This is a genomic window from Serratia sp. 4542 (genome assembly GCF_016805595.1).
In the GTDB taxonomy this organism is placed as follows: Bacteria; Pseudomonadota; Gammaproteobacteria; order Enterobacterales; family Enterobacteriaceae; genus Serratia; species Serratia nevei.
In genome coordinates, this window is the sequence record NZ_RXKV01000012.1 from 95,362 (window position 1) to 115,270 (window position 19,909).

15 protein-coding genes are annotated in these 19,909 nt (G+C 61.4%); 8 read left to right on the forward strand and 7 right to left on the reverse strand.

The window, feature by feature from the left end:
* Positions 1–192: 192 nt before the first annotated feature.
* On the reverse strand, positions 193–2,388 hold the full coding sequence (gene priA / locus EKL15_RS19195) for a primosomal protein N' (protein WP_033654545.1): 2,196 nt from the start codon (positions 2,386–2,388) through the stop codon (positions 193–195).
* A gap of 199 nt (positions 2,389–2,587) precedes the next feature.
* Here priA and rpmE point away from each other — a divergent pair, with 199 nt between their 5' ends.
* A complete protein-coding gene (gene rpmE, locus EKL15_RS19200) occupies positions 2,588–2,803 on the forward strand; it encodes a 50S ribosomal protein L31 (protein WP_004931078.1) in 216 nt (71 codons plus the stop codon).
* 77 nt (positions 2,804–2,880) lie between these two features.
* Here rpmE and metJ read toward each other — a convergent pair whose 3' ends face one another.
* The gene (gene metJ, locus EKL15_RS19205; RefSeq protein ID WP_006317756.1) at positions 2,881–3,198 is read right to left on the reverse strand and encodes a met regulon transcriptional regulator MetJ; all 318 of its coding nucleotides are present in this window, start codon (positions 3,196–3,198) and stop codon (positions 2,881–2,883) included.
* Between the two features lie 304 nt (positions 3,199–3,502).
* On the opposite strand from metJ, the gene metB reads away from it, so the two are divergent.
* From metB to metF, 3 genes are all read left to right on the forward strand, one after another.
* The gene (metB, locus tag EKL15_RS19210) at positions 3,503–4,663 is read left to right on the forward strand and encodes a cystathionine gamma-synthase (RefSeq protein WP_060441468.1); all 1,161 of its coding nucleotides are present in this window, start codon (positions 3,503–3,505) and stop codon (positions 4,661–4,663) included.
* Positions 4,664–4,665: 2 nt separating this feature from the next.
* A complete protein-coding gene (locus tag EKL15_RS19215; protein ID WP_087762549.1) occupies positions 4,666–7,101 on the forward strand; it encodes a bifunctional aspartate kinase/homoserine dehydrogenase II in 2,436 nt (811 codons plus the stop codon).
* Positions 7,102–7,329: 228 nt separating this feature from the next.
* Positions 7,330–8,226 (forward strand): methylenetetrahydrofolate reductase, encoded by an 897-nt coding sequence (gene metF, locus EKL15_RS19220; protein WP_033645217.1) that lies wholly within the window; start codon positions 7,330–7,332, stop codon positions 8,224–8,226.
* A gap of 109 nt (positions 8,227–8,335) precedes the next feature.
* On the opposite strand, the gene ppc is transcribed toward metF, so the two are convergent.
* Entirely contained in the window at positions 8,336–10,972 is a 2,637-nt protein-coding gene (gene ppc, locus EKL15_RS19225) for a phosphoenolpyruvate carboxylase (protein ID WP_100397032.1), read from the reverse strand.
* A 258-nt stretch (positions 10,973–11,230) separates the two neighbouring features.
* Positions 11,231–12,376 (reverse strand): acetylornithine deacetylase, encoded by a 1,146-nt coding sequence (argE, locus tag EKL15_RS19230; RefSeq protein ID WP_033649896.1) that lies wholly within the window; start codon positions 12,374–12,376, stop codon positions 11,231–11,233.
* Between the two features lie 216 nt (positions 12,377–12,592).
* Between argE and argC the strand changes: the two genes are divergently transcribed.
* From argC to argH, 4 genes are all read left to right on the forward strand, one after another.
* A complete protein-coding gene (argC, locus tag EKL15_RS19235; RefSeq protein WP_025304655.1) occupies positions 12,593–13,597 on the forward strand; it encodes an N-acetyl-gamma-glutamyl-phosphate reductase in 1,005 nt (334 codons plus the stop codon).
* Positions 13,598–13,617: 20 nt separating this feature from the next.
* On the forward strand, positions 13,618–14,391 hold the full coding sequence (gene argB, locus EKL15_RS19240; RefSeq protein WP_038872691.1) for an acetylglutamate kinase: 774 nt from the start codon (positions 13,618–13,620) through the stop codon (positions 14,389–14,391).
* A 25-nt stretch (positions 14,392–14,416) separates the two neighbouring features.
* Complete coding sequence (locus EKL15_RS19245; protein WP_019452247.1) at positions 14,417–15,637, forward strand: argininosuccinate synthase; 1,221 nt, start codon at positions 14,417–14,419, stop codon at positions 15,635–15,637.
* Between the two features lie 68 nt (positions 15,638–15,705).
* Positions 15,706–17,079, forward strand: a complete 1,374-nt coding sequence (argH, locus tag EKL15_RS19250) for an argininosuccinate lyase (RefSeq protein WP_043140965.1) — start codon at positions 15,706–15,708, stop codon at positions 17,077–17,079.
* Positions 17,080–17,115: 36 nt separating this feature from the next.
* Here argH and EKL15_RS19255 read toward each other — a convergent pair whose 3' ends face one another.
* From EKL15_RS19255 to EKL15_RS19265, 3 genes are all read right to left on the reverse strand, one after another.
* Positions 17,116–17,442 (reverse strand): type II toxin-antitoxin system HicB family antitoxin, encoded by a 327-nt coding sequence (locus tag EKL15_RS19255; RefSeq protein WP_060424959.1) that lies wholly within the window; start codon positions 17,440–17,442, stop codon positions 17,116–17,118.
* Positions 17,443–17,615: 173 nt separating this feature from the next.
* Complete coding sequence (locus tag EKL15_RS19260) at positions 17,616–19,064, reverse strand: dihydrolipoyl dehydrogenase (RefSeq protein ID WP_100397031.1); 1,449 nt, start codon at positions 19,062–19,064, stop codon at positions 17,616–17,618.
* Between the two features lie 72 nt (positions 19,065–19,136).
* The gene (locus EKL15_RS19265; RefSeq protein ID WP_019452251.1) at positions 19,137–19,868 is read right to left on the reverse strand and encodes a glutathione peroxidase; all 732 of its coding nucleotides are present in this window, start codon (positions 19,866–19,868) and stop codon (positions 19,137–19,139) included.
* Positions 19,869–19,909: the final 41 nt, after the last annotated feature.

The window sequence follows — 19,909 nt, forward strand, 5'->3', positions numbered from 1 at the left end:
CGCGTTCGGGCACTCCGTCGCGCTGCGATGTGGCGACAAAATTTGCCCTCGCAGACATTCTAAACAGAATACGCCCCGCCTTTGTTACCTAATTTGCATAAAAAATGTGACCTGAGAAGGTTTTTTAGCGTTCGCTCGCAATTTCAAGGGTAAACGTTTGCACTGCGGCAGCTAAATCGGACTTTTCCGGGATCAGCTGTCGATCGGATCGACATCCAGCGTCCATTTCACCTTGCGCGTTTGCGGCAGGGTGCCGATCAGCGGCAGCGAGCTTTTCATCAGCTGTTGCAGGACGCGCCGCGTCGGGTGCTGCAGCAGCAGCTGCCAGCGGAAACGGCCGCCGCGTTTGGACTGCAGCGCCGGCACCGGGCCCATCACCCATAGCGAGTCGTCCTTCAGCGGGCTGGCTTCCAGCAGGTTGCGCAGCTGCTGCAGGAACAGCGGGGCCTGCTGGTTGTCGTGATCTTCGGCGCGCACGATGATGTGGCTGGTGTAAGGCGGCAGAAACACGCTGTTGCGCTCCGCCAGCGTCTGTTTGGCGAAGGCGTCGTAACCCTGTTGCAGCAGCACCTGCAGCAGCGGGTGCTCCGGATGGTGGGTTTGCAGCAGCACTTCACCCTGTTTGCCCGCCCGGCCGGCCCGCCCGGAGACCTGGGTATACAGCTGAGCGAAACGCTCGGCGGAGCGGAAGTCGGCGGAGAACAGCGCGCCGTCCACGTCCAGCAACGCCACCAGGGTGACGTCGGGAAAATGGTGGCCCTTGGCCAGCATCTGCGTGCCGATCAAAATGCGCGCTTCGCCGCGATGGATATCCGCCAGGTGCTGCTCAAGCGCGCCTTTACGGCTGGTGGTGTCGCGATCGATGCGGGTGATTGGCGTATCGGGGAACAGCGGCGCCAGCTCCTGCTCCAGCTGTTCGGTGCCGACGCCGACCGACACCAGGTGGGTGGAGCCGCACTGCGGGCACTGGTGCGGCACCGGCCGCTGGCTGTCGCAGTGGTGGCAGCGCAGCTGGCGCTGATGCTGGTGGAAGGTGTAGTAGTGATCGCAGCGCTGGCATTCGGCGATCCAGCCGCACTCGTGGCACAGCAGCGCCGGGGCGTAACCGCGGCGGTTGAGGAACAGCATTACCTGATTGCCGGCTTTTAAATGGTGCTGCATGCTCTTCAGCAGCGGCTGCGACAGGCCGACCTTCAGCGGCAGCCCCTTCAGATCGATCAGGTGCTGCGCCGCCGGTTTGGCGTTGCCCGCGCGCTGGGTGAGCTTCAGTTGGCGGTATTTGCCCAGCTGCACGTTGTGCAGCGTTTCCAATGCCGGGGTCGCGGAGCCCATCACCATCGGGATATCCTCTTCCCGGGCGCGGAACACCGCCAGATCGCGGGCGTGGTAGCGCCAGCCTTCCTGTTGTTTATAAGAGCTGTCGTGCTCTTCGTCGATGATGATCACGCCCAGCTGACGGAACGGCGTGAACAGCGCCGAGCGGGTGCCGATGACGATGGCGGCTTCGCCGCTGCGCGCGCGCAGCCAAACCGCCAGCCGCTCGCTGTCGTTCAGGCCGGAGTGCAGTACGTCTACCGGCGCGTTGAAGCGCTCGCGAAAGCGGGCGATGGTTTGCGGCGTCAGGCCGATTTCCGGCACCAGCACCAGCGCCTGCCGGCCTTTGGCCAGCACGTTCTCCAGTACGCTGAGGTAGACCTCGGTCTTGCCGGAGCCGGTCACCCCGGCCAGCAGCCAGGCGGCGAACTGCTCATCCTCGCTTCTGATCGCCCCGACGGCGGTAGCCTGTTCAGTGTTCAGCCGCAGCCGCTCGCCGAGCACCGCGAAGTTAGGGCGCCAGTCGTGCGTATCCGCGACCTGAGCGCGCAGATCGATCAGCCCTTTGGCGCGTAGCGCCTGCAGGGCGCTTTCCGTCAGCTCCAGCTGGCTGACCTGGTGGCGATAGACCGGGCGTTGCAGCAGCGCCGCCAGCGCCTGCTGCTGTTTCGGCGCGCGTTTCAGGCTTTCGGGCGGGGTGGCACGCCCCTCTTCGGTGGCGAACCATTGCCACAGCGGTGCGGCCTCGGCCGGTTTGCCTTGCCGCAGCAGGATCGGCAGCGCATGGAACAGCACCTCGCCGATGGGGTAGTGATAGTAATCGCTGGCCCAGCGCAGGATGCGCCACAGGCTGGGGGAGAACAGCGACTCGGCGTCGATCACGCTGTCGATCGGTTTGAGCTTGTCCAGCGGCAGTTCGCTGGTGTCGCTGCAGCCGGTGACGATGCCGATCGCATGCTGCCTGCCCCAGGGCACGCCCACGCGCGCGCCGGCCACCGGCTGCATGCCGGGCGGCAGCAGATAGTCGAAGGTGCGGGCGAGGGGGACCGGCAAGGCAACGTGTACGACGGGCATGATCTCATCCAAATTGAAAAAAGTGGGCATCAGTTTACACGGCGCATCGGCAAATGTACGGTTCCGATTGCGCGCCTCGGCTAATGCTGTATAATTTGCCGCCTTTGGTATAATTCGATACCAAAATTCTATTATCAACCACGTGTGGTGTCTGGCGAAACAGGGCTGGATAGCGACACGGCCTTAACTGAGGTTTCCCATGAAACAAGGTATCCACCCAAAATACGAAGAAGTTACTGCTAACTGCTCTTGCGGTAACGTGATGAAGATCCGCTCCACCGTGGGCCACGATCTGAACCTGGACGTTTGTGGCGCATGTCACCCGTTCTACACTGGCAAGCAGCGTGACGTTGCTACCGGTGGCCGCGTTGACCGCTTCAACAAGCGTTTCAGCGTACCAGGCGCTAAGAAATAAGATTTCTTATCGTCCGATGAAAAAGGCGCCTTTGGCGCCTTTTTTCGTTTCTGCCGCCGGCGTTCGCCGGACGGTTCTCAATATTCCCAGGTATCGGGATCGACACCCAGTTCGCGCATCAGCACTTTTGCGGCTTCCGGGATTTCATCGCTGCGCTCTTTGCGCAGGTCTTCATCGTTCGGCAGCGGCTGGCCGGTAAAGGCATGCAGAAACGCTTCGCACAGCAGTTCGCTGTTGGTGGCGTGGCGCAGGTTGTTCACCTGGCGACGGGTCCGTTCGTCGGTGAGGATTTTCAGGACCTTCAGCGGAATGGATACCGTGATCTTTTTGACTTGCTCGCTTTTTTTACCGTGTTCAGCGTAAGGGCTGACATACTCGCCGTTCCACTCAGCCATGGGACACCTTAACTTTGTCAGAAAAATTACAAAATTCTAAAAACCGGCCAATTATGCCCGATCTTCACTGTTCTCACTAAATAAATGTCAATTTTACGCGACCAGGGTCACTGAATGCCCCGCCTCGGCCGGACATTGTGGCTTAACATCTTATCGTCATGTCATATCGGCATAATTTTAGCGGGTATTGTGCCATTGCTCAATCTATACGCAGAGAAGTTTAGATGTCCAGATGTATTGACGTCTATCAATCCTGCGATTACTCTTTAGGCCTCATTCACCGAACCGAGAGCCGAGCGAGCCCATGACGCGTAAACCAGCCACGATTGCCGTACGCAGCGGCCTGAACGACGACGAACAGTATGGCTGCGTTGTCCCGCCGATTCATCTGTCCAGCACCTATAACTTTACCGACTTCAACCAACCCCGAGCCCATGATTACTCGCGCCGCGGCAACCCGACGCGCGACGTGGTGCAACGCGCGTTGGCGGAGCTGGAAGGCGGCGCCGGCGCGGTGATGACCGGCAGCGGGATGTCGGCGATCCATCTGGTGACCACCGTGCTGCTGAAGCCGGGCGATCTGCTGGTGGCGCCGCACGACTGCTACGGCGGCAGCTATCGGTTGTTTGACAGCCTGAGCAAGCGCGGAGCCTATCGCGTGCTGTTCGTCGATCAGGGTAATGAAGAAGCCCTGCAGCAGGCGCTGGCGCAAAAGCCGAAGCTGGTGCTGATTGAAAGCCCCAGCAATCCGCTGCTGCGGGTGGTGGACATTGCGGCGATCTGCACCGCCGCACACGCGGCGGGCGCGTTGACGGTGGTGGACAACACTTTCCTCAGCCCGGCCCTGCAACAGCCGATCGAACTCGGTGCCGATCTGGTGGTCCATTCTTGCACCAAATACCTGAACGGGCATTCGGACGTGGTGGCCGGCGCGGTGATTGCCAAAGATCCCGAGCTGGCGGTCGAATTGGCCTGGTGGGCGAACAATATCGGCGTGACCGGCGGCGCGTTCGACAGCTATCTGCTGCTGCGCGGCATGCGCACGCTGTCGCCGCGCATCAAGGCGGCGCAGCAAAACGCCGAAGCGATTGTCGGCTATTTACAGCAGCAACCGCTGGTGAAAAAGCTGTATCATCCCTCCCTGCCGGAAAATCCGGGGCATGAGATCGCCCGCCGGCAGCAGCGCGGCTTCGGCGCGATGCTGAGTTTTGAACTGGACGGCGATGAAGCGGTGCTGCGCCGTTTTCTCTCTGCCCTTGAGCTGTTTACTCTGGCAGAATCGCTGGGCGGCGTAGAAAGCCTGATCTCGCATGCAGCGACCATGACCCACGCCGGCATGGCGGCGGAGGCGCGGGCAGCGGCCGGCATCTCCGAGAGCCTGCTGCGCATTTCCGTGGGTATTGAAGACAGTGAAGATTTGATTGCCGATCTGGAACGCGCGTTCCAGGCGGCGGCAACGAGGTAAGCATGAATGCAATTGCTGTAGCAGGGCCGGTGAGCGGGCGTCAACTGCACAAGTTTGGCGGCAGCAGTCTGGCGGATGTGAAGTGTTATCTGCGTGTGGCCGGGATTATGGCGGAATACAGCCAGCCGGGCGACATGATGGTGGTATCGGCCGCCGGCAGTACCACCAACCAGTTGATCAACTGGCTGAAGCTCAGCCAGAGCGATCGCCTGTCTGCGCACCAGGTGCAGCAGACGTTGCGTCGTTATCATAGCGATCTTATCAGTGGCCTGCTGCCGCCGGAAAGCGCCGAGCCGCTGATCGCCGAGTTCATTCAGGATCTGGAACGTCTGGCGGTGCTGCTGGACGGCAAAGTCGACGAGGTGTGCTATGCCGAAGTGGTCGGGCACGGCGAGATCTGGTCGGCGCGCCTGATGGCGGCGGTGCTCAACCACCTGGATATGCAGGCGGCCTGGCTGGATGCGCGTGATTTCCTGCGCGCCGAGCGCGCCGCGCAGCCGCAGGTGGATGAAGGCCGTTCTTATCCGCTGTTGCAACAATTGTTGGCCCAACATCCGGGCAAGCGCCTGGTGGTGACCGGCTTCATTTCGCGCAACGACGCCGGGGAAACCGTGCTGTTGGGGCGCAACGGCAGCGACTACTCTGCCACTCAGGTCGGCGCGTTGGCCGGCGCGGCGCGCGTCACCATCTGGAGCGACGTGGCCGGGGTATACAGCGCCGACCCGCGCAAGGTGAAAGACGCCTGCCTGCTGCCGCTGCTGCGCCTGGACGAAGCCAGCGAGCTGGCGCGCCTGGCGGCGCCGGTGCTGCATACCCGCACCCTGCAGCCGGTCTCCGGCAGCGATATCGATCTTCAGCTGCGCTGCAGCTACCAGCCGGAGCAGGGCTCGACACGCATCGAGCGCGTATTGGCGTCCGGCACTGGCGCCAAGATTGTCACCAGCCACGATGACGTGTGTCTGATTGAGCTGCACGTCGCCGCTCAGCACGACTTCAAATTGGCGCAGAAAGAGTTGGATCTGGTGCTCAAGCGCGCACAGATCAAACCGCTGGCGGTGGGCATCCATCCTGACCGCAATCGGATACAGCTGTGCTACACCTCCGAGGTGGTCAACAGCGCGCTGGCGACCCTGCAGGCCTCGGCGCTGCCGGGTGAACTGCACCTGCGCGAAGGGTTGGCGCTGGTGGCGATGGTCGGCGCCGGGGTATGCAAGAACCCGCTGCACAGCCACCGTTTCTATCAGCAACTGAAAGATCAGCCGGTTGAGTTTATCTGGCAGGCCGAAGATGGCATCAGCCTGGTGGCGGTATTGCGCCAGGGGCCGACCGCGCTGCTGATTCAGGGGCTGCACCAAAGCCTGTTCCGCGCCGAGAAGCGCATCGGTCTGGTGCTGTTCGGCAAGGGGAACATCGGGTCGCGCTGGCTGGAGCTGTTCGCCCGCGAGCAGACCAATATCTCCGCGCGCAGCGGTTTCGAATTTATCCTGGCGGGGGTGGTGGACAGCCGCCGCAGCCTGCTGAATTACGACGGGCTGGACGCCAGCCGCGCATTGGCGTTCTTTGAGGACGAGGCGCAGGAACTCGACGAAGAGTCGCTGTTCCTGTGGATGCGCGCGCACCCGTTCGACGATCTGGTGGTGCTCGACGTGACCGCCAGCGAAGAGCTGGCCGGGCAGTATCTGGATTTCGCCAGCTACGGTTTCCACGTGATCAGCGCCAACAAGTTGGCGGGTGCCTCGTGCAGCGATACCTATCGCCAAATTCGCGACGCCTTCGCCAAAACCGGCCGCCACTGGTTGTACAACGCCACCGTCGGCGCCGGGCTACCGGTCAATCATACGGTGCGCGATCTGCGCGACAGCGGCGACAGCATTTTGGCAATCAGTGGCATCTTCTCCGGCACGCTTTCCTGGCTGTTCTTGCAGTATGACGGCACGGTACCATTTACCGAGTTGGTGGATCAGGCCTGGCAGCAGGGGCTGACCGAACCGGATCCACGGGTCGATCTCTCCGGTCAGGACGTGATGCGCAAGCTGGTGATCCTGGCGCGCGAAGCGGGCTACGACATCGAACCGAACCAGGTGCGGGTCGAGTCGCTGGTGCCGGCGGGCTGCGAGCTGGGCTCCGTCGATCAGTTCTTCGAGAACGGTGAGGCGCTGAACCAGCAGATGCAGCAGCGCTTTGAGGCCGCCAGCGAAATGGGCCTGGTGCTGCGTCACGTGGCGCGTTTCGACGCCAACGGCAAGGCGCGGGTCGGCGTGGAGGCGGTGCGTCCTGAGCATCCGCTGGCCTCGCTGCTGCCGTGCGACAACGTGTTCGCCATCGAAAGCCGCTGGTATCGCGATAATCCGCTGGTGATCCGCGGGCCGGGCGCCGGCCGCGACGTGACCGCCGGCGCGATCCAGTCAGACCTTAACCGGTTGGCACAGCTGCTTTAATCCTCTGCGGGCGCGGGTTCACCGCGCCCCTTTGCTTTTCCTGCCATACTTATCCCTGCCGCCGTCATGAAATTCCCTCGTTGAGTGGGTGAGGATTAATCATCTTATTCCCCTCATTTTCCTGTTGACTCTTTAGCCAACATGCGGCATTTTCTATCTAGACGTCTAAACGTATAGACGCTCATCAAAATGAAATAAAAACAGTGATCGATAAGAGGTGAGCAGGGTATGAGCTTTTTCCACGCAAACCAGCGGGAAGCGCTGAATCAGAGTCTGGCGGAGTTGAACGGCCAGATTAACGTATCATTCGAGTTCTTCCCGCCACGCACCAGCGAGATGGAAGAGACCCTGTGGCAGTCGATCGATCGTCTGAGCATCCTCAAACCCAAATTCGTTTCCGTCACCTACGGTGCCAACTCCGGCGAGCGCGATCGCACCCACAGCATCATCAAGGGGATCAAGGAGCGCACCGGCCTGGAGGCGGCGCCGCACCTGACCTGCATCGACGCCAGCCCGGCACAGCTGCGCGACATCGCGACCGATTACTGGAACAGCGGCATCCGCCATATCGTGGCGCTGCGCGGCGATCTGCCGCCGGGTGGCGGCAAGCCGGAAATGTACGCGACCGATCTGGTGGCGCTGCTGAAAGACGTGGGCGACTTCGATATTTCCGTCGCCGCCTACCCGGAAGTGCACCCGGAGGCGAAGAGCGCCCAGGCCGATTTGATTAACCTAAAGCGCAAGATCGACGCCGGCGCCAGCCGCGCCATCACCCAGTTCTTCTTCGACGTCGAGAGCTACCTGCGCTTCCGCGACCGCTGCGTCGCCGCCGGTATCGACGTGGAAATCGTGCCGGGCATTCTGCCGGTGTCCAACTTCAAGCAGCTGCAGCGCTTCGCCACCATGACCAACGTGCGGGTGCCAAGCTGGATGACCAGCATGTTCGAAGGGCTGGACGACGATGCGGAGACCCGCAAAATGGTCGGTGCCAACATCGCCATGGACATGGTGAAGATCCTCAGCCGCGAAGGGGTGAAAGATTTCCACTTCTATACGCTGAACCGCGCCGAGATGAGCTACGCCATCTGCCACACGCTGGGCGTGCGCCCGGTGGCCGCCGCCTGACAGGTTTGTTCCATTGAAAAAGGGCGTCGCTTTACCGCGGCGCCCTTTTTTGTGGGGAAGACAAGACATAAAAAAACGGCCCCGATAAACGGGGCCGCGATTAGGCTCACTAGCCGGTGTTGCGCATCCCGGCGGCGACGCCGGCGATGGTGACCATCAGCGCCTGCTCGACGCGGGCGTCCGGCTGCTCCTGCTGACGCGAACGATGCAGCAGCTCGGCCTGCAAGACGTTCAGTGGGTCGGTATAAACGTTGCGCAGCGCGATGGATTCGGCGATCCACGGCAGGTCTTCCATCAGGTGCGCATCGTTGGCGATGGTCAGCACCACCTTGATGTCGCTTTCCAGCTGATCGCGCAGCTGTTGGCCCAGCGGCCACAGCGATTTATCCACCAGGCGTTGATCGTAGTATTCCGCCAGCCACAGGTCGGCTTTGGCGAACACCATTTCCAGCATGGCGATGCGGGTGGAGAAGAACGGCCAGTCGCGACACATCGCCTCCAGCTCCGCCTGCTTGCCGGCTTTCACCGCTTCCTGCAATCCGGCACCGGCGCCGAGCCAGGCCGGCAGCATCAGGCGGTTCTGCGTCCAGGCGAAGATCCACGGAATGGCGCGCAGGCTTTCCACGCCGCCGTTCGGCTTGCGTTTGGCCGGGCGTGAGCCCAGCGGCAGTTTACCCAGTTCCAGTTCCGGCGTGGCCGCGCGGAAGTAAGGCACGAAGTCCGGGTTTTCACGCACGTAGCCGCGATACATTCGGCAGGAGGTCTCGGACAGATCGTCCATCAACGCCCGCCATTCTTTCTTCGGTTCCGGCGGCGGCAGCAGGTTGGCCTCGAGGATCGCGCCGGCATACAGCGCCAGGCTGCTGATGGTGACTTCCGGCAGGCCGAATTTGAAGCGGATCATCTCGCCCTGTTCGGTGACGCGCAGGCCGCCCTTCAGGCTGCCTGGCGGCTGCGACAGCAGCGCCGCATGCGCCGGTGCGCCGCCGCGGCCGATGGAGCCGCCGCGTCCATGGAACAACGTCAGCGCCACGCCGGCTTTTTCACAGGTTTTGATCAACGCGTCCTGCGCACGGTACTGCGCCCAGGAAGCGGCCATCACGCCGGCGTCTTTCGCCGAGTCGGAGTAGCCGATCATTACCATCTGTTTGCCCTGAATAAAGCCGCGATACCAGTCGATGTTCAGCAGCTGGGTCATTACGTCGTCGGCGTTGTTCAGATCGTCGAGGGTTTCGAACAGCGGAGCGACCGGCAGCGCGAACGGGCAGCCGGCCTCTTTCAGCAGCAGGTGCACCGCCAGCACGTCGGAAGGCGTGCGCGCCATCGAAATCACGTAGGCGGCGATCGAGCCCTGCGGCGCTTCGGCGATCACCCGGCAGGTTTCCAGCACTTCCTGCGTGTCGGCGCTCGGTTGCCACTTCAGCGGCACCAGCGGGCGTTTGGAGTTCAGTTCGCGGATCAGGAACGCCTGTTTATCGGCTTCCGACCAGCTTTCATAGTCGCCCAGCCCCAGATAACGGGTCAGCTCGGCGATGGCTTCGGTATGGCGAGTGCTTTCCTGGCGCACGTCGATGCGCACCAGCGGCACGCCGAAGCAGCGCACGCGGCGTAGGGTATCCAGCAGCTGACCGTTGGCGATGATGCCCATACCGCAGGCCTGCAGCGATTGGTAGCAGGCATACAGCGGCTCCCACAGCTGCTCGTTGTTCACCAGCAGGTCGTGCGGCTTCAGCACGCGTTCGCCCTTCAGGCGGCCTTCCAGATAGGCCTGGGAGCTCATCAGCTGGCTGCGCAGCTGCTTCATGATTTCGCGGTACGGTTCCTGCACCTCGTCACCGCCGGCGCGGGCGCGCAGCTCCGGGGTGCATTCGGTCATCGACAGCTCGGAGACCAGCACCTGGATATCGCGGGTGAACAGGTCGCAGGCTTTCCAGCGGCTGAGCAGCAGCACATGGCGGGTGATTTCGGCGGTCACGTTCGGGTTGCCGTCGCGGTCGCCGCCCATCCAGGAGGTGAAGCGCACCGGCACCGCTTCCGCCGGCAGGCTGTAATTGATGGAGTTTTCCAACTGCTCGTTGAACTCGCGCAGGAACGCTGGCACGCCTTCCCACAGGCTGTTTTCTACCACCGCGAAGCCCCATTTGGCTTCGTCGATCGGGGAGGGGCGATGTTTGCGAATTTCATCGGTGTGCCACGACTGGGCCACCAGCTGGCGCAGGCGGCGCATGATCTTGTTGCGCTCGTAGTCGGCCAGGTCGTTGTGATCGAGCTGGCTGAGGCAGGTGTTGACCTCCACCAGCTTGTGGATCAGGGTGCGGCGGGTGATCTCCGTCGGGTGCGCCGTCAGCACCAGCTCGATGGCAAGTTGCGACACCGCGTGCTGCAGCTCTTTGTCGCTGAGCTTTTTGTCTTTGAGGCGGCTGAACAGCTGCGCCAGCGCTTCCGGGTTGCTGGCGGCTTCGCCGTTGGGCGAAATGCTGTGGTACTGCTCGGCGACGTTGGTCAGGTTGAGGAACTGGCTGAAGGCGCGCGCCACCGGCAGCAGCTCGTCGTTGGACAGGTTCTGCAGGGTGGAGAGCAGCTCCTGGCGATGCGCTTCGTTGCCGGCGCGTGAAGATTTGGAAAGCTTACGGATGGTCTCAACGCGATCGAGAATATGCTCGCCCAGCGCTTCTTTGATGGTATCGCCGAGCAATTTGCCGAGCATACTGACATTACTGCGCATTGCCGAATATTGTTCGTTCATATAACCCCTGACCCAGTTCTGTATGATTTTTATCTTGTAAATAAATTTCACGCGTCAGGCGCAGACCGCCCGCCTGATCACATCGCGTTCCTGTCCAATCGTCAATTGACACTATTTTTAGCAAAAAAACATCAAAATCGGCGCATTTTCTGAAATTTAATTACGCCGCGTCGGTTATCAGCGTGGCTTATTTCGCCGTTTTCTACTTATTTTGAGGTAGGGGAAAGCATAAAGCATTTCCCCTGCTAAATGTCGGGTTTATTGCCGGCAAAAGTGATTGACCAGCTGGCCCAACAGTTTGCGCGTCGGTTCGATAAACGCGGTGTCGATATATTCGTCCGGCTGGTGGGCCTGATCGATGGAACCGGGACCGAGCACCAACGTCGGGCAAACCTGCTGCACGAACGGCGCTTCGGTGCAGTAGTTGACCACCTGCGTGCGGGTGCCCAGCAGTTCCTCGATCACCGCCACCATGCGGTGGTCGGTCGGGCATTCGTAACCCGGCACCGACGCGTGCAGCTCTTCGATGGTCAGGCGGCCCGGCCAGCGTTGGCTCACCGGCTCCAATGCCTGATGCATCAGCTCGTTGATGTTGTCGAGCGTCATGCCGGGCAACGGGCGGATATCCAGGTGCAGCTCGCAGCAGGCGCAGATGCGGTTGGCCGCGTCGCCGCCGCTGATATGGCCGAAGTTCATGGTGGGATAAGGCACGGCGAACGCCGGGTTGTTGTAGCGCTCCTGCAGGGTTTTGCGCAGCTCCATCAGGCGGCCGATGGATTCGTGCATCAGATCGATAGCGTTGACGCCGCGCGCCGGATCGCTGGAGTGGCCGGACTGGCCGACGATGCGAATGGCGTTGGCCATGTGGCCCTTGTGTGCGCGCACCGGCTGCAGCGAGGTTGGTTCGCCGATGATGGCGAAATCCGGCCGAATGGCGGTGGAGGCGGCGAAATAACGCGCGCCGGCCATCGTCGTTTCTTCATCTGCGGTAGCCAGAATGTACAGCGGCTTGGTCAGTTTGCTCGCGTCGATGTCGCGCACCGCATCCAGAATAAAGGCGAAGAAGCCTTTCATGTCGGCGGTGCCCAGGCCGTAGAGCTTGTTGTCGTGCTCGGTCAGGGTGAAGGGATCGCGCGTCCAGCGGCCTTCGTCGTAAGGCACCGTATCGGTATGGCCGGCCAGCAGCAGGCCGCCGCTGCCTTCGCCGATGCTGGCCAGCAGGTTGAATTTGTGGCGCGATTCCGGCACCGGCTGTACGTCGACGCGAAAGCCCAGGTCGGCAAACCATCCGGCCAGCAAGTTGATTAACGCCTCATTGCTCTGATCGAGACCGGCATCGGTGGCGCTGATCGACTTCGTTGCGATCAACGCCCGGTACAGCTCAATAAATGGAGGTAATTTCATCTTCACTGTTGACAGCCTTTGGTTAGGATAGTATCAATATTCATGCATTTATTTTGAATAAAAATACAGTAAGCCGAAGCGTAAGGGAACCCGATACCCGGATGTTTATAAAAGCATCAACGCCTGGCTCCGTGGGTGAACGGCGCAACAACGCTGGCTAGCCCTGTTACCTGGGTCGCAAGCGACCGCACGTCAGTTTAGAAGGTGAAAGGCCACATGTTGAATACGCTGATCGTTGGTGCCAGCGGTTACGCCGGAGCGGAGCTCACGGCTTACCTGAATCGCCACCCACACATGAACATAACCGCTTTAGCGGTTTCAGCGCAAAGTGCAGATGCAGGAAAGTTGCTTTCCGATCTCCATCCCCAGTTGAAAGGCATCGTCGATCTGCCGCTGCAGCCGTTGACCGACGTTGCCAAGGCGGCGCAGGGCATCGACGTGGTGTTCCTCGCCACCGCCCATGAAGTCAGCCACGATATCGCACCGGCCTTCTTGGCGGCGGGCTGCGTGGTGTTCGATCTGTCGGGCGCCTTCCGCGTGCAGGACGCCGGTTTTTATAGCCAGTACTACGGTTTTGAACATCAGCATGGCGCCCTGCTGGAGCAGGCGGTATACGGCCTGGCGGAATGGCAGAGCGACAAGATTAAACAGGCGCAGCTGATTGCCGTGCCGGGCTGTTACCCGACGGCGGCGCAGCTGGCGCTGAAGCCGTTGATCGAGAAGCAGCTGCTGAACCTCGACCAGTGGCCGGTGATCAACGCCACCAGCGGCGTCAGCGGCGCCGGTCGTAAGGCCAGCATGACCACCAGCTTCTGCGAAGTGAGCCTGCAGCCGTACGGTATTTTCACTCATCGGCACCAGCCGGAGATCGCCGCGCACCTGGGCGTGCCGGTTATCTTTACGCCGCACCTGGGCAACTTCCCGCGCGGTATCCTTGAAACCATCACCTGCCGCCTGAAGGCCGGCGTGACCGCGCAGGACGTCGCGGCCGCCTATCATGCCGCCTATGACGACAAGCCGCTGGTGCGGTTATACGACCAGGGCGTGCCGGCGCTGAAAGCGGTGGTGGGGCTGCCGTTCTGCGACATCGGTTTTGCGGTGCAGGGCGAGCATCTGATCGCCGTAGCGGTGGAAGACAACCTGCTGAAAGGCGCGGCGGCGCAGGCGGTGCAATGCCTGAATATCCGTTTCGGCTTCCCGGAAACCCAGTCACTCCTTTAAACCAGCGTGAGTAAACAGCAATGAACCCGTTAATTATCAAGTTAGGTGGCGTGTTATTAGACAGTGAAGAAGCGCTGGAGCGCCTGTTTACCGCGCTGGACAGCTACCGGCAGCAGCATCAGCGCCCACTGGTGATCGTGCACGGCGGTGGCTGCGTGGTGGACGAACTGATGAAGCAGCTCTCTTTGCCGGTGGTGAAAAAGAACGGCCTGCGGGTCACGCCGGCCGATCAGATCGACATCATCACCGGCGCGCTGGCCGGCACCGCCAACAAAACGCTGCTGGCGTGGGCGATTAAACACCAAATCAACGCCGTCGGCCTGAGCCTGGCGGATGGCGGCAGCGCGGTCGTGACCCCGCTCGATCCGGCATTGGGCCACGTCGGCAACGCGCAGCCCGGTTCGCCCGCGCTGCTCAATACCCTGCTGAGCGCCGGCTACCTGCCGGTGGTCAGCTCCATCGGCATCACCGCCGAAGGGCAGTTAATGAACGTGAACGCCGATCAGGCGGCGACGGCGCTGGCGGCGACGCTGGGGGCGGATCTGATCCTGCTGTCGGACGTCAGCGGCATCCTCGACGGCAAGGGGCAACGCATTGCGGAAATGACGGCGCAAAAAGCGGAACAACTGATCGCGCAAGGCATCATCACCGATGGTATGGTGGTGAAGGTGAATGCGGCGCTCGACGCGGCCCGCACCCTCGGCCGCCCGGTGGATATCGCCAGCTGGCGCCATGCCGATCAGCTTCCTGCTTTGTTTAACGGCGTGTCGATTGGCACCCGGATCCTCGCTTAATTTTAGAATTAGAAAGGAATAGATCATGCAAAACCAAGGCATCAAAAAAATCGTTCTGGCGTACTCCGGCGGCCTGGATACCTCGGCCATCATTCCATGGCTGAAAGAGAACTACGGCGGCTGTGAAGTGGTGGCGTTCGTGGCGGACATCGGTCAGGAGCGCAGCGATCTGGAAGGCGTGGAGCAAAAAGCCCTGCAGTCCGGTGCCTCTGAATGTCACGTGGTCGATCTGCGTGAAGAATTTATCCGCGATTACGTTTATCCGGTGCTGCAGACCGGCGCCCTGTACGAAGGCAGCTACCTGCTGGGCACGTCGATGGCGCGGCCGATCATCGCCAAGGCGCAGGTCGAGCTGGCGTTGAAAGTGGGCGCCGACGCGCTGTGCCACGGTGCGACCGGCAAAGGCAATGATCAGGTGCGTTTCGAGACCACCTACACCGCGCTGGCGCCGCAGCTGAAAGTGGTGGCGCCGTGGCGTGAGTGGAACCTGCGTTCCCGTGAAGCGCTGTTGGATTACCTGAAAGAGCGCAACATCCCGACCACCGCGTCGCTGGAGAAGATCTACAGCCGCGATGAAAACGCCTGGCACATCTCCACCGAAGGCGGCGTGTTGGAAAGCCCGTGGAATGCGCCGAACAAAGATTGCTGGGTATGGACCGTCGATCCGCAGGAAGCGCCGGATCAGCCTGAGCAGGTGACCGTTACCGTCGAGAAAGGCCGCGTTGTGGCGGTTAACGGTAAAGCGCTGTCGCCGTACCAGTGCCTGGAAACCCTGAACGCGCTGGGTGCCAAGCACGGCGTCGGCCGTATCGACATCGTGGAAAACCGCCTGGTGGGCATAAAATCCCGCGGCTGCTATGAAACCCCGGGAGGCACCATCATGGTGGCGGCGCTGCGCGCCGTCGAACAGCTGGTGTTGGATCGCGACAGCTTCAAATGGCGCGAGCAGCTGGGCCTGGAGATGTCCTATGTGGTGTACGACGGCCGCTGGTTCGCGCCGCTGCGCCGCTCGCTGCAGGCTTCTGCCGAAGCGCTGGCGGAAGAGGTGAACGGCGAAGTCGTGCTGCAGCTGTACAAAGGCCAGGTGACGGCGACCCAGAAGAAATCGGCCAACAGCCTGTACTCCGAAGAGTTCGCCACCTTCGGCGAAGACGAAGTTTACGATCACAGCCACGCGGGCGGCTTTATTCGCCTGTTCTCTCTGTCTTCACGCATCCGCGCGTTGAACGAGAAAAAGAATAAATAATCGATTGGCGTGACTCTGCAAGGGCGCAGCATGCTGCGCCCTTTCGCATAAAAATTCAGGAGTAAGATATGGCACTTTGGGGTGGACGGTTCACTCAGGCGGCGGATCAGCGGTTCAAGCAACTCAACGATTCGCTGCGGTTCGATTATCGCCTGGCGGAGCAGGATATCGTGGGCTCGGTGGCCTGGTCGAAGGCGCTGGTGACCGTTAACGTGTTGACGGCAACGGAGCAACAGCAGCTGGAGCAGGCGCTGAATGCGCTACTGACGGAGGTCCAGGCCGACCCTTTGGCGATCGTCCAAAGCGATGCCGAAGACATCCACAGCTGGGTGGAGCAGAAGCTGATCGAGAAGGTCGGTGATTTGGGCAAGAAGCTGCACACCGGCCGCAGCCGCAACGATCAGGTCGCGACCGATCTGAAGCTGTGGTGCAAACAGCAGATCGGCGATCTGCATCAGGCGATCGTCCAGCTGCAGCAGGCGCTGGTGGAGACCGCCGAAGCCAACCAGGATGCGGTGATGCCGGGGTATACCCACCTGCAACGCGCGCAGCCGGTGACTTTCGCGCACTGGTGCCTGGCCTATGTCGAGATGCTGGCGCGCGATGAGAGCCGTCTGCAGGATACCCTGAAACGGCTGGACGTCAGCCCGCTGGGCAGCGGCGCGCTGGCCGGTACCGCTTATCCTATCGATCGCGAGCAGCTGGCCGGCTGGCTGGGCTTCGCCTCGGCGACCCGCAACAGCCTGGACAGCGTATCCGATCGCGATCACGTGCTGGAGCTGCTGTCCAACGCCGCCATCAGCATGGTGCACCTGTCGCGCTTCGCCGAAGATCTGATCTTCTTCAACAGCGGCGAAGCGGCGTTTGTCGAGCTGTCCGACCGCGTGACCTCCGGCTCTTCGTTGATGCCGCAGAAGAAAAACCCGGACGCGCTGGAGCTGATCCGCGGCAAATGCGGCCGCGTACAGGGCGCGCTGACCGGTATGATGATGACGCTGAAAGGCCTGCCGCTGGCGTACAACAAAGACATGCAGGAAGACAAAGAAGGGCTGTTCGACGCGCTCGACACCTGGATGGACTGCCTGCAGATGGCGGCGCTGGTGCTGGACGGCATCCAGGTGAAACGCCCGCGCTGCCAGGAAGCGGCGGAGCAGGGCTATGCCAATGCCACAGAGCTGGCGGATTACCTGGTCGCCAAGGGCGTGCCGTTCCGCGAAGCGCACCACATCGTCGGCGAGGCGGTGGTAGAAGCGATTCGCCAGGGTAAACCGCTGGAAGCGCTGCCGCTGGCGGACTTGCAGCAGTTTAGCGCGACGATCGGCGACGACGTTTACCCGATCCTGGCGTTGCAATCCTGCCTGGACAAGCGTGCGGCCAAAGGTGGCGTCGCACCGCAGCAGGTGGCCGCGGCAATCGCCGCAGCGAAACAGCGTTTGGCCTGACGACGACAAGGGCGGCCCGGCGCCGCCCTTGAACCTTTACCCCGCCAGACGTGCACACAGATAGCGGTTCAGGCTCACGCCTTCCTCCATCGCGCCGAGCGCCAGCCGGCGATGCTGTTCCGGCGTCATGCGCAGCACCAGTTTTCCGCTGAAGTTCTTTTCCGCCAGCGCCTGCGGCGGCGTTTCGCCTTGCGCCAGCATATCGGCGATCGTTTCGCTCACGACTTTTTCGATACCCTCCAGTGCGCCGGTACGCGTGGCCGCCAGCCAGGACAACGAGGGGAATTCGGCGCACAGCCCGACATATTCACGATCTTCCGCTGACCAGGTGATGCGATAGGTATAGTGTTCATGCCTTTCCATGTTCTTCCTCCATTCTGGCTCCTTTCTTCATTTTAGTATCAATATTGGTATCATTTCAATGTCGACGCATAAAAAATGAGCGCAGAAGGGCCGTGAGGCAAGAGGAGGTAGGGAAGTGCTGTGCAAGAAAACCGGGCCTGAAGGCCCGGTGGGGATGAACGGAGAATGAGAGGTTATTCGCCCGGGCAGCGCTGGCAGCGCTCGATTTCGGCCGTGCCGAGTTTGAGCTTCGCCTGCAGATCGCGCAGCGCGGTGCGCAAACCTTCTTCGATCACCGGATGATAGAACGGCATGTCCAGCATCTGATCGACGGTCATCTGCTGCTGGTGAGCCCAGGCCAGCAGGTGTGCGATGTGTTCGGCGTCCGGTCCGATCATTTCCGCGCCGAGGAAACGGCCGGTGCCTTGCTCGCCGTAGACGTGCAGAATGCCTTTGTTGCGCAGCATCACCCGCGAGCGGCCCTGATTCTCAAACGAGACTTTGCCCACTTCAAAGCAGCCGCAGGCACTGAACTTCTCGCTCAGCTCGCGGAAGGTTGAGCCGACCATGGCGATCTGCGGATCGGAGAACACCACCGAAATCGCGCTGCGGCGCAGGCCCGGGTTGATCTCCGGGAAGCTGCCGGCGTTGGCGCCGGCGATACGTGCCTGATCGCTGGCCTCGTGCAGCAGCGGCAGTTGGTTGCTGGCGTCGCCAGCGATGAAAATATGCGGCACGCTGGTTTGCATCGTCAGGCGGTCGGCCAGCGGTACGCCTCGGGCGTCGAGTTGCAAGCCGGTGTTTTCGAGGCCCAGCCGATCGACGTTGGGGCGGCGGCCGGTGGCGGCCAGCACGTAGTCCACCAGGATCTCCTGCGGTTGGCCCTGCAGGTTCCGATAGCGGATAAACACCTTGTCGCCTTCGCGCTGCATCATCTCTACCTTCACGTCGGCGTCGAGATAGAACTCTTCCCCCAGTGCTTTGGCGGCGTAGTCGCGCACGGCGCTGTCGGTGAGCGGCCCGACTGCGCCGCCGATGCCGAAGACCTTGGTGTCGACGCCGAGGCGGTGCAGCGCTTGCCCCAGCTCGAGCCCGATGACGCCGGGACCGAATACCGCTACGGACTGCGGCAAATCATCCCAGTTGAACAGGTCGTCGTTGACGATCAGACGATCGCCCAGTTCGCTCCACGGCGCCGGCCAGCTGGGGCGGGAGCCGGTGGCGATCACAATGCGCTGCGCCACGATGCGCGTATGGTCATCGACCTGCAGCGTGTTGTCGTCGATAAAGCGGGCATAGCCCTGAATTTTGTCGCCGGCCGGGATCTCGTCCACGCCTTCCAGCACGAAACCGACGAAGCGATCGCGTTCGCGCTTGACGCGCGCCATCACTTCACGTCCGTCGATGCGGGTTTTACCGGTTGGGTGCACGCCAAAGCCCGGCGCGCGTTCGATTTGATGCACCGCTTCGGCAGCGGCGATCAGCAACTTGGATGGCATACAGCCAACGCGCGCACAGGTGGTGCCGTAAGGCCCGCCTTCGATCATCACCACGCTGGGGGTAGACAGTTTGGCCGCGCGATAGGCGCCGAGCCCTGCGGTGCCGCCGCCGATGACCGCGACATCAACGTTCAACAGTTTCATATCCGCTCCTGAAAGGTAAAAAAAGGGCGGGCCGTAGCCCGCCAAAGTTCACGTTGGCTTTGTTATTACTTATTAAGCTGACAGGAAAGTTTCCAGATCGTCGCTGCCACCGATGTGACGGCCGCCGATGAACACTTGCGGCACCGTGGCGCGGCCGCTGACGGCGCGCAGGCTGACGGTGGTGGCGTCTTTGCCCAGCACGATCTCTTCATACTGAATGCCGCGTTCTTGCAGCATCTGTTTGGCTTTGGCGCAGAATGGGCAGCCTGGTTTGGTGAACAGGGAGACCGACTCCTGCACTTTGAATTCCGGCGCCAGGTATTTCAGCATGGTGTCGGCGTCGGACACCTCAAACGGGTCGCCCGGTTTGTTCGGTTCGACGAACATTTTCTCGACCACGCCGTCGCGCACCAGCATCGAGTAGCGCCATGAACGTGGGCCAAAGCCCAGATCCGCTTTCTCGACCAGCATGTTCATGCCTTTGGTGAATTCACCGTTGCCGTCCGGCACGAAGGTGATGTTTTCCGCATGCTGATCGGCTTTCCAGGCGTTCATCACGAAGGTGTCGTTCACCGAGACGCACAGAATACCGTCGACGCCGTGCTGTTTGAATACGCTGGACAGCTCGTTGTAGCGCGGCAGATGGCTCGAAGAGCAGGTCGGCGTGAACGCGCCCGGCAGCGAGAACACGATGACCGTTTTGTTTTTGAACAGGTCATCAGTGGTCACATCAATCCATTGGTCGCCCTGACGGGTGTGGAAAGTAACCTGAGGAACTTTCTTGCCTTCTTGACTGGTAAACATTGATTAACCCCTTAATTAGGAAAAGTAATTTTTAGCATTTA

What these genes read in the sequence shown, in the direction of transcription:
- priA (WP_033654545.1), bottom strand. Translation starts at nt 2,388, where the DNA reads ATGCCCGTCGTACACGTTGCCTTGCCGGTCCCCCTCGCCCGCACCTTC.
- rpmE (WP_004931078.1), top strand. Translation starts at nt 2,588, where the DNA reads ATGAAACAAGGTATCCACCCAAAATACGAAGAAGTTACTGCTAACTGC.
- metJ (WP_006317756.1), bottom strand. Translation starts at nt 3,198, where the DNA reads ATGGCTGAGTGGAACGGCGAGTATGTCAGCCCTTACGCTGAACACGGT.
- metB (WP_060441468.1), top strand. Translation starts at nt 3,503, where the DNA reads ATGACGCGTAAACCAGCCACGATTGCCGTACGCAGCGGCCTGAACGAC.
- EKL15_RS19215 (WP_087762549.1), top strand. Translation starts at nt 4,666, where the DNA reads ATGAATGCAATTGCTGTAGCAGGGCCGGTGAGCGGGCGTCAACTGCAC.
- metF (WP_033645217.1), top strand. Translation starts at nt 7,330, where the DNA reads ATGAGCTTTTTCCACGCAAACCAGCGGGAAGCGCTGAATCAGAGTCTG.
- ppc (WP_100397032.1), bottom strand. Translation starts at nt 10,972, where the DNA reads ATGAACGAACAATATTCGGCAATGCGCAGTAATGTCAGTATGCTCGGC.
- argE (WP_033649896.1), bottom strand. Translation starts at nt 12,376, where the DNA reads ATGAAATTACCTCCATTTATTGAGCTGTACCGGGCGTTGATCGCAACG.
- argC (WP_025304655.1), top strand. Translation starts at nt 12,593, where the DNA reads ATGTTGAATACGCTGATCGTTGGTGCCAGCGGTTACGCCGGAGCGGAG.
- argB (WP_038872691.1), top strand. Translation starts at nt 13,618, where the DNA reads ATGAACCCGTTAATTATCAAGTTAGGTGGCGTGTTATTAGACAGTGAA.
- EKL15_RS19245 (WP_019452247.1), top strand. Translation starts at nt 14,417, where the DNA reads ATGCAAAACCAAGGCATCAAAAAAATCGTTCTGGCGTACTCCGGCGGC.
- argH (WP_043140965.1), top strand. Translation starts at nt 15,706, where the DNA reads ATGGCACTTTGGGGTGGACGGTTCACTCAGGCGGCGGATCAGCGGTTC.
- EKL15_RS19255 (WP_060424959.1), bottom strand. Translation starts at nt 17,442, where the DNA reads ATGGAAAGGCATGAACACTATACCTATCGCATCACCTGGTCAGCGGAA.
- EKL15_RS19260 (WP_100397031.1), bottom strand. Translation starts at nt 19,064, where the DNA reads ATGAAACTGTTGAACGTTGATGTCGCGGTCATCGGCGGCGGCACCGCA.
- EKL15_RS19265 (WP_019452251.1), bottom strand. Translation starts at nt 19,868, where the DNA reads ATGTTTACCAGTCAAGAAGGCAAGAAAGTTCCTCAGGTTACTTTCCAC.